At 59.0% G+C, this 14,479-nt stretch carries 11 protein-coding genes and 4 tRNA genes; 12 read left to right on the plus strand and 3 right to left on the minus strand.

From position 1 onward, the window contains the following. Positions 1–45 precede the first annotated feature (45 nt). The 7 genes from ACRRSD_RS25100 (at position 46) to ACRRSD_RS25130 (ending at position 4,806) form a co-directional block, all read left to right on the plus strand. Positions 46–606: a CvpA family protein gene (locus tag ACRRSD_RS25100; protein ID WP_016984538.1), complete on the plus strand. Its 561-nt coding sequence runs from the start codon at positions 46–48 to the stop codon at positions 604–606. 41 nt (positions 607–647) lie between these two features. Continuing rightward, positions 648–2,153: an amidophosphoribosyltransferase gene (gene purF, locus ACRRSD_RS25105; protein ID WP_016984539.1), complete on the plus strand. Its 1,506-nt coding sequence runs from the start codon at positions 648–650 to the stop codon at positions 2,151–2,153. A 73-nt stretch (positions 2,154–2,226) separates the two neighbouring features. Then, positions 2,227–3,438, plus strand: coding sequence for an O-succinylhomoserine sulfhydrylase (locus tag ACRRSD_RS25110; protein ID WP_122597523.1), 1,212 nt, complete (start codon positions 2,227–2,229; stop codon positions 3,436–3,438). Beyond that, entirely contained in the window at positions 3,435–4,211 is a 777-nt protein-coding gene (locus ACRRSD_RS25115) for an SDR family oxidoreductase (protein ID WP_122597522.1), read from the plus strand. The genes ACRRSD_RS25110 and ACRRSD_RS25115 overlap by 4 nt, the downstream gene beginning before the upstream one ends. A gap of 216 nt (positions 4,212–4,427) precedes the next feature. Beyond that, a tRNA-Val gene (locus ACRRSD_RS25120) sits at positions 4,428–4,503 on the plus strand. Between the two features lie 56 nt (positions 4,504–4,559). Beyond that, a tRNA-Asp gene (locus ACRRSD_RS25125) sits at positions 4,560–4,636 on the plus strand. A 93-nt stretch (positions 4,637–4,729) separates the two neighbouring features. Next, positions 4,730–4,806: transfer RNA gene (locus tag ACRRSD_RS25130), tRNA-Asp, on the plus strand. A 187-nt stretch (positions 4,807–4,993) separates the two neighbouring features. On the opposite strand, the gene ACRRSD_RS25135 is transcribed toward ACRRSD_RS25130, so the two are convergent. Beyond that, positions 4,994–5,935, minus strand: a complete 942-nt coding sequence (locus tag ACRRSD_RS25135) for an IS110 family transposase (RefSeq protein ID WP_435038541.1) — start codon at positions 5,933–5,935, stop codon at positions 4,994–4,996. A gap of 536 nt (positions 5,936–6,471) precedes the next feature. On the opposite strand from ACRRSD_RS25135, the gene ACRRSD_RS25140 reads away from it, so the two are divergent. From ACRRSD_RS25140 to ACRRSD_RS25155, 4 genes are read left to right on the plus strand one after another with little or no spacing between them, the layout of a single operon-like run. Next, positions 6,472–9,303 carry a xanthine dehydrogenase family protein molybdopterin-binding subunit gene (locus tag ACRRSD_RS25140; protein ID WP_435035930.1) on the plus strand — a complete coding sequence of 944 codons (2,832 nt, stop codon included), beginning with the start codon at positions 6,472–6,474 and terminating at the stop codon, positions 9,301–9,303. Beyond that, on the plus strand, positions 9,296–9,835 hold the full coding sequence (locus ACRRSD_RS25145) for a (2Fe-2S)-binding protein (RefSeq protein ID WP_102901229.1): 540 nt from the start codon (positions 9,296–9,298) through the stop codon (positions 9,833–9,835). Before ACRRSD_RS25140 ends, ACRRSD_RS25145 begins: the two co-directional genes overlap by 8 nt. Positions 9,836–9,837: 2 nt before the next feature. Next, positions 9,838–11,073 (plus strand): c-type cytochrome, encoded by a 1,236-nt coding sequence (locus ACRRSD_RS25150; RefSeq protein WP_435035932.1) that lies wholly within the window; start codon positions 9,838–9,840, stop codon positions 11,071–11,073. Between the two features lies 1 nt (position 11,074). Then, entirely contained in the window at positions 11,075–12,046 is a 972-nt protein-coding gene (locus tag ACRRSD_RS25155) for an XdhC family protein (RefSeq protein WP_435035934.1), read from the plus strand. Between the two features lie 48 nt (positions 12,047–12,094). Here the strand turns inward: ACRRSD_RS25155 and ACRRSD_RS25160 are convergent, their stop codons facing one another. Next, positions 12,095–13,378 carry an NAD(P)/FAD-dependent oxidoreductase gene (locus tag ACRRSD_RS25160; protein ID WP_435035936.1) on the minus strand — a complete coding sequence of 428 codons (1,284 nt, stop codon included), beginning with the start codon at positions 13,376–13,378 and terminating at the stop codon, positions 12,095–12,097. Between the two features lie 183 nt (positions 13,379–13,561). On the opposite strand from ACRRSD_RS25160, the gene ACRRSD_RS25165 reads away from it, so the two are divergent. Then, positions 13,562–13,638, plus strand: a tRNA-Val gene (locus ACRRSD_RS25165). A 154-nt stretch (positions 13,639–13,792) separates the two neighbouring features. Here ACRRSD_RS25165 and ACRRSD_RS25170 read toward each other — a convergent pair. Further along, positions 13,793–14,368, minus strand: coding sequence for a hypothetical protein (locus ACRRSD_RS25170; protein WP_435035937.1), 576 nt, complete (start codon positions 14,366–14,368; stop codon positions 13,793–13,795). Positions 14,369–14,479 lie beyond the last annotated feature (111 nt).

Here is a 14,479-nt window from a genome sequence, read left to right on the forward strand (position 1 = left end):
GCGCTCTGCTAAAATGCGCCGCCTTATCCGTCTGTAGGCTGCACTGTGCCATTTACCTGGGTTGACTGGGCGATCGTTGCAATCGTCGCCATCTCCGCTTTGATCAGTTTGAGCCGCGGCTTCGTCAAGGAAGCATTATCGCTGGTGACCTGGATCATCGCAGGAGTCGTCGCCTGGATGTTCGGTGGCTCATTGTCCGAGTACCTCGCCGGATACATCGAAACCCCATCGGCTCGCGTGATCGCGGGCTGTGCCATCATGTTTGTCGCCACACTGATCGTGGGCGCAATGATCAATTATCTTATCGGCGAGTTGGTTCGCGTCACCGGGTTGTCCGGGACCGATCGATTCCTCGGCATGGCCTTCGGCGCAGCGCGTGGCGTGTTGCTGGTGGTCGTGGCGGTCGGGCTGTTGAGCCTGGGGCCGGTACAGCAGGACGGGTGGTGGAAAGAATCACAGCTCGTACCAAAATTTCTATTGGTCGCTGATTGGTCCAAAAACCTGATTCTCGGGTGGAGCAGTCAGTGGCTTGCCAGCGGAATCAGCGTACCCGCTGATATTCCGTTCAAGGAGCAACTCTTGCCGTCGGCGAAAACGCCTCAGTGAGTGTTGTTCAGTTCAGATCCATTAAGTAGGGGTTGCGTCGCATGTGTGGCATCGTCGGTATCGTCGGTAAGTCGAACGTCAATCAGGCGCTGTATGACGCGCTAACCGTGCTCCAGCACCGCGGCCAGGACGCTGCCGGTATCGTGACCAGCCATGATGGCCGGTTGTTCCTGCGCAAGGACAATGGCCTGGTGCGTGACGTGTTTCAACAGCGTCACATGCAGCGCCTGGTCGGCCACATGGGTATCGGCCACGTCCGTTACCCGACTGCGGGCAGCTCGACTTCGGCCGAAGCCCAGCCGTTTTACGTCAACTCGCCTTACGGCATTACTCTGGCGCATAACGGTAACCTGACCAACGTTGAGCAGTTGGCCAAAGAGATCTACGAATCCGATCTGCGTCACGTCAATACCAGTTCCGACTCGGAAGTGCTGCTGAACGTGTTCGCGCATGAGCTGGCCCAGCGCGGCAAGCTGCAGCCGACCGAAGAAGACGTGTTTGCCGCCGTGACCGACGTGCACAACCGTTGCGTTGGTGGTTACGCCGTCGTGGCGATGGTGACCGGTTACGGTATCGTCGGTTTCCGCGATCCGCACGGCATCCGTCCAATCGTGTTCGGCCAGCGTCACACTGACGAAGGCGTCGAGTACATGATCGCGTCCGAAAGCGTTTCGCTGGACGTGCTGGGTTTCACCCTGATTCGCGACCTGGCCCCGGGCGAAGCGGTCTACATCACTGAAGACGGCAAGCTGCACACCCGTCAGTGCGCGACCAACCCATCCCTGACTCCGTGCATCTTCGAACACGTCTACCTGGCGCGTCCCGATTCGATCATCGACGGAGTGTCGGTCTACAAGGCCCGTCTGCGCATGGGTGAGAAGCTCGCCGAGAAGATCCTGCGCGAGCGTCCTGAGCACGACATCGACGTGGTTATCCCGATTCCGGACACCAGCCGTACCGCGGCACTGGAGCTGGCCAACCACCTGGGCGTGAAATTCCGCGAAGGTTTCGTCAAGAACCGTTACATCGGCCGGACCTTCATCATGCCGGGCCAAGCCGCGCGCAAGAAGTCGGTTCGCCAGAAACTCAACGCCATCGAGCTGGAATTCCGCGGCAAGAACGTGATGCTGGTCGACGACTCGATCGTGCGCGGCACCACTTGCAAGCAGATCATTCAGATGGCCCGCGAAGCCGGCGCGAAAAACGTCTACTTCTGCTCGGCGGCTCCAGCGGTACGCTTCCCGAATGTGTACGGCATCGACATGCCGAGCGCGCACGAGCTGATCGCACACAACCGTTCGACTCAGGACGTCGCAGATCTGATCGGCGCTGACTGGCTGATCTATCAGGACCTGCCTGACTTGATCGAAGCGGTCGGTGGCGGCAAGATCAAGATCGAGAACTTCGATTGCGCGGTGTTCGACGGCAAGTACGTCACCGGCGACGTCGACGAGGCTTATCTGGACAAGATCGAACAGGCACGCAACGATGCCTCGAAGGTCAAGACCCAGGCGGTCAGTGCGATCATCGATCTGTACAACAACTGAGTTTCTACCGGCCCTGAGGGGCCGGTTTTGTATCTGACTTTCAATTTTCGAGAACAGGGCAAGGAGTGACAGCATGAGTCAGGAATGGGATGCCGGTCGGCTGGACAGCGACCTTGAAGGCGTAGCGTTCGATACCCTGGCCGTACGTGCCGGTCAGCACCGTACGCCGGAAGGCGAGCACGGTGATCCGATGTTCTTCACCTCCAGCTACGTGTTCCGCACTGCCGCCGATGCGGCCGCGCGGTTTGCCGGCGAAGTGCCGGGCAACGTTTACTCGCGTTACACCAACCCGACCGTGCGCGCGTTCGAAGAGCGCATTGCTGCGCTGGAAAGCGCCGAGCAAGCCGTTGCCACCGCAACCGGCATGGCCGCGATCATGGCGGTGGTGATGAGTCTGTGCAGTGCCGGCGATCATGTGCTGGTTTCGCGCAGTGTGTTCGGTTCGACCATCAGCCTGTTCGAGAAGTACTTCAAGCGTTTTGGCGTTGAAGTCGATTACGTACCGTTGGCCGATCTGTCGGCCTGGGATGCGGCGATCAAGTCGAACACCAAACTGCTCTTCGTCGAATCGCCATCCAATCCTTTGGCGGAACTGGTCGATATCACCGCACTGGCTGAAATTGCTCACGCCAAAGGCGCGATGCTGGTGGTCGACAACTGCTTCTGCACGCCAGCCTTGCAGCAGCCGCTGAAAATGGGGGCTGACATCGTTGTGCACTCGGCGACCAAGTTCATCGACGGCCAGGGCCGTTGCATGGGCGGCGTGGTCGCTGGTCGCAGTGAGCAGATGAAAGAAATCGTCGGCTTCCTGCGTACTGCCGGGCCGACTCTTAGCCCGTTCAACGCGTGGATCTTCCTCAAAGGTCTGGAAACCCTGAACCTGCGAATGAAGGCGCACTGCGCAAATGCTCAGGAACTGGCCGAATGGCTGGAGCAGCAGGACGGCATTGAGAAGGTGCATTACGCCGGTCTGAAGAGTCATCCGCAGCACGAACTGGCTCAGCGTCAGCAGAAAGGCTTCGGTGCGGTAGTGAGTTTCGAGGTCAAGGGTGGCAAGGAGGGCGCGTGGCGCTTCATCGATGCGACTCGCCTGATTTCGATCACCGCCAACCTCGGCGATAGCAAGACCACGATCACCCATCCGAGCACCACTTCCCATGGCCGTCTGGCGCCGCAGGAGCGTGAAGCGGCGGGCATCCGTGACAGCCTGATCCGCATTGCGGTCGGTCTGGAAGATGTGGCTGACCTGCAAGCCGACCTGGCGCGCGGTCTGGCGGCGCTGTGATCGAGTTGTCCACTCCGACAGCGGGTACCCATGGCCGCGTTGCACTGGTCACGGGGGCTGCGCGCGGTATCGGTCTGGGCATCGCTGCCTGGCTGATCAGCGAGGGTTGGCAAGTGGTGCTGACCGATCTGGATCGGGCGCGTGGCTCGAAAGTGGCGAAGGTGCTGGGCGAGAACGCCTGGTTTATCGCCATGGACGTCGCGGAGGAAGGGCAGGTGGCACTTGGCGTTGCTGAAGTGCTGGGGCAGTTTGGTCGTCTCGATGCGCTGGTGTGCAACGCGGCGGTGGCTGATCCGCACAACATTACTCTGGAAAGTCTCGATCTGGCTTATTGGAATCGCGTACTGGCGGTGAATCTCAGCGGACCGATGCTGTTGGCCAAGCACTGTGCGCCGTATCTGCGCGCTCACAACGGTTCGATCGTCAATCTGGCCTCGACCCGTGCGCGGCAGTCGGAGGCCGACTCCGAAGCGTATGCGGCGAGCAAGGGCGGACTGCTGGCGCTCACGCATGCGCTGGCGATCAGCCTGGGGCCGGAGATTCGCGTCAACGCGGTCAGTCCGGGCTGGATCGATGCGCGCGATCCTTCTGCGCGTCGAGCCGAGCCTTTGGCCGATGCCGATCATGCTCAGCATCCGGCGGGCAGGGTAGGGACGGTAGAGGACGTGGCGGCGATGGTCGCCTGGTTGCTGTCGAGGAATGCCGGGTTTGTCACCGGGCAGGAATTCGTCGTCGATGGTGGTATGACGAAAAAGATGATCTACAGCGAGTAGATCGCCTTTTTCTACCCGATTTGCGTTGAATGAGCTGACGCCTTCGCGAGCAAGCTCGCTCCCACATTTGGAATGCAATCCCTTGTGGGAGCGAGCTTGCTCGCGAAGGCGGTCTTGCAGGATGGAAACAATTTCGTCTTTTTTAGAAAAACTTCAATCCTGCTATTGACTTAGGTTCGCTACCTGCGTAAATTTCGCGGCCTCGGAGATGCAAACGGGTGATTAGCTCAGCTGGGAGAGCGTCTGCCTTACAAGCAGAATGTCGGCGGTTCGATCCCGTCATCACCCACCACTCCCCGAGAAACTTGCGTAAGCAAGAACGTAGGCTGAAAGTGCCTGCACCGACGCGCAGCGGTAGTTCAGTCGGTTAGAATACCGGCCTGTCACGCCGGGGGTCGCGGGTTCGAGTCCCGTCCGCTGCGCCATATTTTACGAATCAGACTTGTCTGGTTCGCGATTGCAAAGCACCGAAGCTAGCAGTCAAAACGAGTTACTTGAGCGCAAGCTCAAAGCGATACGCAGCGGTAGTTCAGTCGGTTAGAATACCGGCCTGTCACGCCGGGGGTCGCGGGTTCGAGTCCCGTCCGCTGCGCCATATCTGCTCCAAGGACCACTGAACGCCTTGAAGCACCGAAAGCAGCTATTGGCTGATTCGGAATCGATAGCAAAGACCCTGGTCGAAAGACCGGGGTTTTTTGTGTCTGAAATTTGACTATTCCTTTTCTTCTCTCCTGAATCCGGCACTAATCCCTGTGGGAGATTCTATGGTTGAGGGGAAGCCCTCAACTGACTTTTGTCTGATATTCGCTTTGCCCTTTCAGCAAGGCGAATACCACCCGAGCAAGTTTGCGAGCCAGCATCACCAACGCCTGCGTGGTGCTGAAACCCCGTGCTCTTTGGGCTTCGTAAAACCCTTTCCAGGCTATCGTACGGCTAGCCGACATCGCTGCGTTGTGCAAAAGTCGTCGGGCCTCGGGATCTCCGCGCTTGGTCAAGCTGCGGCGACCGTCCTTTTGCCCCGATTTCGATACCCTTAAATCCATGCCCAGGAAGGCGATAAACGCATCCGCGTTGCTAAATTCCCCCCGCTGAAACGCCGTGAGCAGGCGCGCTCCGGTCAGAAATCCAATGCCCTCAACTTTCAGGCAACGCTTCAATTGGCCGAGTAAACCGGCTTGTTTGAGCTGATCGTTGATCGTCTTTTCGATCATCGTTTCAAGCCGCTGCATGGATTTTATTTGTTCAGCAAAAGCTGCCTTCAACAGCGGCTCATTCGACCAGCTCTGCACCAGGCCGACCCTTGCCTGGACCAAAGCCGCGCGGCGGCGGAAAAGGCTCAGGAGCTGGCGGTACAGCGGTGATGGCGGGGTCCAGGGGCGCAACTCCTCGGCTTCGTTCTTCAGGTAACGGGCCAGCAACTTGGCGTCCAAGGCGTCGGTTTTGGCGCGGATCTTCACGCCTTCGCGGTAATGTTTGAGTTCATAGCCGCCCACCATGTAAATCGTGCAACCGGCCGCATAGGCCAAATCAGCGAATTCCAGGTGGTAGATGTTGGTTGCCTCAATGGCAATAGACACGGGGTTGAGCAAGGCCTTCAGCCACTGCTTGATGGATGTTTTGGTGTTGGGGATCGCTTCAAGCAGATCGCTATCGGCCTGATAAATCACCAGTTCATTTTTGGCGACATCCACGCCAACGATCGGATTTGATAGAGCGACCGGCATTGCCACAGGATTTCCTCCGGGATAAGGTTTGAGCACTTGAAGGGCTCACCCAGAGGCGCAGGCTTGTTCCTATCGTCGGTCTAGCCAGATGCATTCTTTATCGGCGCTTGGGTGAAAGGAGGAGGGGCGAAATCTCCCACGGTCTGTGCTGCGTCAACAGCCAGAATCGAGCCTTGTCCCTCCTCCTCCCTTCAAGTCCTACCATACAAGCGAGCCTGCTCGCGAAGGCGTCGGCACATTCAAAATCTGCATCGGCTGGAAGAACGCTTTCGCGAGCAAGCTCGCTCCCACATGGGCATGCCCAGTTATCTCTGCGGTGTAGATGCGGTCTCACGTCGCATTGATTTTTTGATTCTTTAGTCAAATTTTTGTAACTGGTTGTTTGCTGCGAGCGCAGAAACCTTTAAAGTTAACCTTTCGGTCAGCTTTGCACTGTCAACACGCCCTTCGTTTCGCCAGAAAGGGCTTCTGCAAGACTCGAGATTCCCCAGTAGATAACCAGAAGGGCGGACACATAACCGCCCAGAGGATGATCCATGTCCAACCGTGATATATCCCGGCGCTCGTTCCTCCAGGGCGGGCTGGTGGCGGGTGTGAGCGTCACGCTCACGCCGCTCAGCAGTCAGGCGCTGGCTGCCTTGATGGAAAACAGCGTCACCGTGCCGTCCGAGAAATGGCTCGGCAATAACGGCAAGGCGCGTCAGCGAAACGATGCCCTGTCCAAAGTCTGCGGCAGCAAAGTGTTTGCCCGCGACATCCGCTCCAAGGACATGCCGGGCTGGCCCGAGCAGCAAGGCCACGCCATGCTGCTGAAAACCATCAAGGCCGATCGAATCTACGACGGCTACGACCTGTCGTGGCTCGGCGCTGACTTGCAGCCTGACCGTATCGTCACCGCCGCCGATCTGGACAAGGACGGCATCGTCTTCCCCGAAGAACACGCCCCGGATCCGTTGCTGCCGGAAGGCAAGGTGCCGATGTTCATCGGTCACCCGGTGGCGATCCTGATCTGGAACGACTTCGAACGTTTCCGTCAGGCCAAGAACAAACTCAAATTCAATGACAAAGCGATTCGTTACGGTGCCAAAGTGCCGTTCTACGAAGGCGACCCCTACGGCAGCTTCCGCTACGTGCGCGTCGGCGGCGCGACCTCGGCCGACGAAGACGAATTCGCCAGCCTCAAGGACTCGATCCTGTTCCCGATGCTGAAAAACCGTCGTCCGGTGTGGAATTCCCAACCGAACCTGCACGGCAACCTGACCGAGCGCGGCCTGTTCTACGCTGACCGCATGAAGAGCGAGATCGATACGCCGCCGGACAACTGGTTGGTGTTCGACGAGCGCTATAAAACCCCGTCGATCGAGCCGGCGGCAATGGAGCCGGACAACGGCAACGGCTGGTATGACCCGAAAACCAAGACCCTGCATTTCGTAGTGGCCACCCAGTGCCCGCTGGAAGCTGCGACCGAGACCGCAAAGATGATCTCGCCGTCGCGTTTCGGTCTCGACAACCTGAACATGCACCCGGGTTACACCGTCGGTTACGGTTCCAAAGACCACAACATTTTCGTCTACTACGCAGCTCTTGCCGCGTTGTACGGCGCTGGTGTGCCAGTGCGTCTGGCCAACGACCGATACGAGCAGTTCCAGAGCGGCATCAAACGTCACCCGTTTGACATCCGCTACCAGTTGGCCGTGGACAAGAACGACTACAGCTTCAAGATTTTCCGCGCCGAAATGAGCGTCGACGGTGGTGGCCGGATCAACTACAGCCCATCGGTAGCTGCGGTTGGCGCCACGGCGGCGCAGTCGATCTACTACATGCCGCAGAACGACCTGCAAGTCACCGCCTATCACTCGCGTGGTGTCGAGGCAGGTTCCATGCGCGGTTACGGCACGCTGCAGAGCATGGCGGCGACCGAGATGATGGTCGACGAAATCGCCAATCGCCTGGGTGTCGATGCCATCGACTTGCGCCGCAAGAACGCTTTGCGCTCGGGCATGAAAAACACCCAGGGCGCGATCCCGGCCGGTGCGCTGCGCTTGCATGAGATTCTCGACAAGGCCTCGGTACACGAAGTCTGGAAAAACCGCGACGCGATCAAGAAACAACGCGAAGCCGCCGACCCGGACAACTGGTACGGCGTTGGTTTTGCCATTTGCCAGAAAGACTTCGGCACCGGTTCCGAAGCGCCGATGGCGAGCATTGAATTCACCGCAGACGGCCGCATCACCCTGCGCCATATCGGTATTGAAATCGGCACCGGCATGTCCACCTCGCAAGCCTTGGTCGTGGCCGATTTCCTCGGCAGTCCGGCGCACGAAGTGAAGACCGGCGAAACCGAATGGAAGGAAATGCAGCTGATCACCAGCGGCAACCCTTACATCATGAGCCAGGCCGAGCAGAACAACTTGCTGCGCAATCCGCGCTGGGTCGGCAAATTGGCCTCGGCCTCTTCCGCGACCAACTCGGCTTACTACTTCAGTCACGCCACCCGTGAAGCGGCACGCGTGCTGTTCAACAACGGTTTGTGGCCGGCGGCCATGGAAATCTGGCGTCAGGGTCCTTACGGCGGTCAAGCCAACCCTTACGTTGTACGTCGCGAAGATGCGCACTGGGTCGACGGCAAGCTCACCGCCAACGGCATGCAGCCGTTGACCTTCGAAGAGCTGGCCAAACACGCTCACGAGCGTGGACTGGTCACCGGTGCCACCGTTCACGCGTTCAACCGCTGGAGCTGGGCCGAGGCCGAATACAGCATTGACGGCGTGCGCGAGCGTCTGCCACTCGATGGTCTGGCCGTGAAATACGGTGACGGCGCACCGAAAGCGAAGAAAGCGTTGATGGCCACGTCTGGTTTCCACCTGTTGGATCGCCAGAACATCAACTATCCGGTGGTTCAACTGAACAACGCCGCGGTGACCTATTACAGCCCGGTCGCCACGCTGGTCGAGCTGAAGGTCAACAAAGGCTCGGCGGAAGTTGAAGTGCTCAACCACCATTCTTGGGTCGAGTGCGGTCGTGTGCTGGTCGAAGAGCTGGTCAAGGGCCAGATGGAAGGCGGTATCGCCATGGGCATCGGCCACGCGTTGATGGAAGAGATGCCGCTGTACGAAGGCGGGCCGGGGGAGGGTGACTGGAACTTCAACCGTTACCGTCTGCCGATGGCGCGCCACGTTGCGGTGTGGAAACAGACGTCGGAGATTCTGCCGCCGCTGTCGCCAAGCGACCCGTCCAAAGGCATCGCCGAAGTGGTGATGATCCCGATTGTCGGTGCCATCGGTAACGCCGTGGCGCACGCCATCGGTAAACGTGTTCGCGACCTGCCCATCACTGCTGCGCGCATCAAGGAGGCCCTCAATGGCTAACCGTCCGCTTCAACTGACCCTCAACGGTCAATCCGTCGGCCCGGTGGACATCCCTGATGACCTGCCGATGATCGATTACCTGCACGAATACAAAAATCTCACCGGTTCGCGTCTGGGCTGCGGCCAGGGTATCTGCCACGCCTGCGTGGTGATCGTCGACAACCCGGACGGCACCAGCGAAGAAGTGCGCACCTGCATCACTGGCGCGCATTACTTCGAAGGCAAAAAAGTCCGCACCATCGAATCCCACGCCAAGCGCGACGAGTCGGGCCAGGTCACTGAGCTGAATCCGATCCAGCAACGCTTCGTCGATGAGTTCGCTTTCCAGTGCAGCTACTGCGCGCCGGGCTTCGTCAACGCCGCGACCGTGCTGGTTGAAAAGCTGCAGCGCCAGCCGATCGTGCAGAGCAAGCTCGAACAAGTCATCGAGGACAGCCTCGGCCACCACGTCTGCCGTTGCACCGGGTACGTGCGTTATTACAACGCCACCCGCAACGTTCTGACCGATCTCGGCCTGGTCAAGGAGGGTTAAGCATGAAGCTTTTTCTGACCCGCCTGACCCTGGCGGTCGGCCTCGCTGCGCCAGTGTTGTTTGCTCACGCCGATGATCAGGTCAAGCGCGGCGAATACCTCGCCCGCGCCGCCGACTGCATGGCTTGCCACACCGCAGCGGGCGGCGCGCCGTTTGCCGGTGGTCTGCCGATCGTCTCGCCGTTCGGCACGATCTACGGCACCAACATTACGCCGAGCAAGGAGCATGGCATCGGTTTGTACAACGATGACGAGTTTTTCGCTGCGCTGACTGAAGGCAAGCGTCGAGACGGGGCGAACCTCTATCCGGCGATGCCGTACACCTCGTATCACCTGATGCCACGTGAAGATTCGGATGCGATCCATGCGTATCTGAAAACCATCGAGCCGATCGAGCGCGCAGCACCGGTCACCAGTCTGAGCTTTCCGTTCAACGTGCGTCCGGGCCTGATCGGCTGGAACATGATGTACGGCAAAGCGCTGAAACTGGAGCCGGCCGAAGGCAAAAGTGAGGCCTGGAAGCGTGGCCAATACATGGTCGAGGTGCTCGGTCACTGCGGCGAATGCCATACACCGCGTGGCCTGCCGGGGGCGATGCAGCTGGATAAACGCCTGACTGGCGGCATCCTCAATGGTTATCTGGCGCCGAGCCTGCTGGCCACTGATCTGGCGGCTCGCGGCTGGAACGAGCAGGATCTCGGCACGTTCCTCAAGCACGGTATGAGTGCGCAAGGGACGATGTTCAACGAGATGTTCCCGGTGTTCCACAACAGCACCCAGGGCCTGAGCGATGTAGATCTGGCAGCAATGGCGACCTTCCTGCTCGGCGATAAACCGCCGGCAGCCAAAGTCCTCGTTGAAGTGCCCGTGGAGAAACTCAGCGCCAGCGCCCAGCGCGGTCGTCAGGAATACCTGAACGTCTGCGCCGGTTGCCACGCGGTCGGTGGCGAGGGCAAGCCGCACATCGCGGTGGCCATGCGCGGCAACACCACGTTGCGCCTGGAAGATCCACGCAACCTGTTGCGGGTGATCGAAGATGGGATCGGCGAGCAGAAGTTCTCCGGCTTCGAGCACATGCAACCGATGCCGGGTTTTGCCGACAAGCTCAGTCCTGATCAACTGACTGATCTGCTCAACTACCTGCGTCAAGGTTGGGGCGGTCAGTCGGCTGAACTGGCGGTGAGCGACGTGCAGAAGCTGCAAGCTGACGCACCGTCCATCGAGCACAAGGCGCACTGACATGCAGCATCTCGATCTACAAGTGCTGCGCCGTGCGCTGGAGTGGTCGGTGGCGGGGCAGCGCATCTGGCTCTGCACCGTGTTGACCACCTACGGTTCGGCACCACGTGCGCCGGGTTCGCTGCTGGCGGTGAATGACGGCGGACAGTGGATCGGCTCGCTGTCGGGTGGCTGCGTTGAAGAGGATTTTCTCGAACGCGTTGCCGAGGGTGCTTTTCTCGATGCCGTCAATGTCGTGCGTTACGGCGAAGGCGACGATCCGCACTCGCGGGTCAGCCTGCCTTGTGGCGGCATTCTTGATGTGCTGGTAGAGAAATTTGACGCCGGCTGCGAGGTGCAGGCGCATCTGCGTGAATTGGAGTCGGCGCTGATCGGTCAGCGGCGCTTGATTCGCGAGGTCGATCTGGCCAGCGGCGCGCGCAGTCTGTTCGCTGATCGCGAGCAGGGTGCGCGGATCGAGCGTGAGATTGATCGGGTGCGCATTCGTGTTGGCGCGGCCCAGCGTTTGTTGCTCGCCGGGTATTCCAGTGTGGCGCAGGCCTGTGCCGAGTTTGCCGTTGGCCTTGGCTTTGAAGTGATTCTCTGTGATCCACGCGCTGAAGTGCTGGAAGGCGTGGTGCTGGATGGCGTGGAGATTCGTCGGCAATTGCCGTCGGTGTTTATTGCTGACGGCGGCTGTCATCGAGATACGGCGGTGGTGGCGCTGACGCATGATCCGCGCATCGACGATTTGGCGATGATGGAAGCGGTGCGCACCGAAGCGTTCTACATTGGCGTGATGGGGTCGCTGCAGACTTCGCAGAAACGCTTTGAGCGATTGCGCCGGATTGGCGGGCTGGGGGAGGGCGAGTTGGCGCGGATTCATGCGCCGATCGGGCTTAACCTCGGCAGCAAGACGCCGGCGGAAATTGCCTTGGCGGTGCTGGCTGATATCCTGCGGATCCGTAGCGGGATTGCTCGGGATCAGCTCTGAAACCGTTCAATGTTGAATAAAAAAGGGCCGCTGTTCAGCGGCCCTTTTTTACATCCCGAATTTGTCGCGCAAGCCGTAATACCAGGCACCTAACGCAGCAAATGGCGTACGCAGCAGCTGTCCGCCGGGGAACGGGTAGTGCGGCAAATCGGCAAACGCATCAAAGCGCTCGGCCTGCCCGCGCAACGCTTCGGCGAGGACTTTGCCTGCCAAATGCGTGTAGGTCACGCCATGGCCGCTGCAACCTTGCGAGTAATAAATGTTGCCGCCGAGGCGCCCGACCTGCGGCAAGCGCGACAGGGTCAGCAGGAAATTTCCGGTCCAGGCGTAATCAATCTTCACATCCTTGAGTTGTGGGAAAGCCTTGAGCATCTTCGGGCGAATGATCGCTTCGATGTTCGCCGGGTCGCGCGCGCCATACACCACACCACCGCCGAAGATCAGGCGTTTGTCCCCGGTCAGGCGGTAGTAATCGAGCAAGTAGTTGCAGTCTTCAACGCAATAGTCCTGCGGCAGCAACGCTTTCGCCAACTCGTCACCCAGCGGCTCGGTGGTGATCACCTGCGTACCGCATGGCATCGATTTCGCCGCAAGCTCCGGCACCAGGTTACCGAGGTAGGCATTGCCCGCGACAATGATGAACTTGGCCCTGACCTTGCCTTGCGGTGTATGCACCACCGGGTTGGCGCCGCGCTCGATACGTACGGCGGGCGACTGTTCATAGATTGTGCCGCCGAGGGACTCGACCGCTGCTGCTTCGCCAAGCGCGAGGTTCAGCGGATGAATGTGGCCGCCGCTCATGTCGAGCATGCCGCCGACGTACTGATCGCAGGCAACCACTTCGCGGATACGGCGTTGATCGAGCAGTTCAAGCTGCGTATGACCAAAACGCTCCCAGAGACGCTTCTGCGATTCCAGATGAGCCATCTGCTTGGCCGTCAGCGCGGCGAACACGCCACCGTCCTTCAGGTCGCACTGAATGTTGTACTTGGCCACGCGCTCGCGAATGATCCGACCGCCCTCGAACGCCATCTGCCCGAGCAGTTGCGCTTGCTTGGGGCCGACGCTACGCTCGATGACGTCGATGTCACGGCTGTAGCTGTTGACGATCTGCCCGCCATTGCGCCCCGAGGCGCCGAAGCCGACCTTGGCCGCTTCCAGGACGGTGACGCGAAAACCGTTTTCCAGCAGAAACAAGGCAGAGGACAATCCGGTATACCCGGCGCCGATCACACAGACGTCCGTCTCCACATCATCCTGCAAGGCAGGGCGGGGCGGTACGGCATTGGCCGACGCAGCGTAATAGGACTCTGGGTAAGGGGTGTTCGCCATCCTGCAGCCTCTGTTTAATATATTTTACGAGTACGTCGATCCTACCCGAGTTGAAAAACCTCCGCCAGCCACCGGAAAATCTCCGTTGCCGACCCGAAATTAAATATTTTGCATATTCATAGGGTTAGGTGAAAAAAAGGTGTTGACACCCCTCCGGAATTCCGTAGAATGCCGCCTCACAGCAGGCACGTAGCTCAGTTGGTTAGAGCACCACCTTGACATGGTGGGGGTCGTTGGTTCGAGTCCAATCGCGCCTACCAAACAAAATCCGCTCTGCTGGGCGGTCTGGAAGGGCTCACCGAAAGGTGGGCCCTTTTTTGTGCTTCAAATTTCATGCAGAACGTTCACAAAATAAAGGCTTCGTTCACACTGGGCAATGTGAACGGACAATAGATGGGCGTTGATGGTGGGGAATTACGTGCCAGCAGGTGCCGTACCGCGCTGTAAATCCATGTAAAACTCTCGCCCTCGTCGAGTAAGGTCGATGTATTCGTAGCCCATGTTGTCTGAAGCACCGGTGATCAATTGAAAGGCCATGAGTACGTCAAGGGCGTTATGGGTGGCAATTCTCGACAAGCGTGTAAGCTCAACCAAGCCACTGAACGTGATGTTGTTCCCGCTATTGACCGATCTTCCTATGCACAGGAACACCTGCACCTGATCGTTACTCAAGGGGTAGGAATCGACTTCGTTCGTGTCTGCCTCATATCCGGCGTATATGAGTATCAGCAGCGGTATCAACAGCAAGCACGCAAGCAATAGCAGTAGCGAGATGGCCCAGATTGGTAGGGAGACGTCTCGCATAAACCATGCTTCGAGCGCGGATATGCAGTTCCATAGCCCGGCAATGGCTGGACTGATGAACGATAAATTCAGTTGTGTCTCTACCCATTTTGTTATCGGTACTGCGACCATTGTCCCTAGTACCCACCAAAACACCTTCTTCACCGTATTCAATCTAGCGGTTCGTTTTGCGCCGTTGGCTTGCATCTCATCACCTGTACCCGCCCGATTTTTCGGATGTTAACTGAGTCATCCGTCCGAAAGCCAACCACAGGCGCACCTGCAAGGAACACAAATTTTGAGGCTCGCGAGCGTCAG

Origin of the sequence: Pseudomonas neuropathica (assembly GCF_051174785.1) — a bacterium.
In the GTDB taxonomy this organism is placed as follows: domain Bacteria; phylum Pseudomonadota; class Gammaproteobacteria; order Pseudomonadales; family Pseudomonadaceae; genus Aquipseudomonas; species Aquipseudomonas neuropathica_A.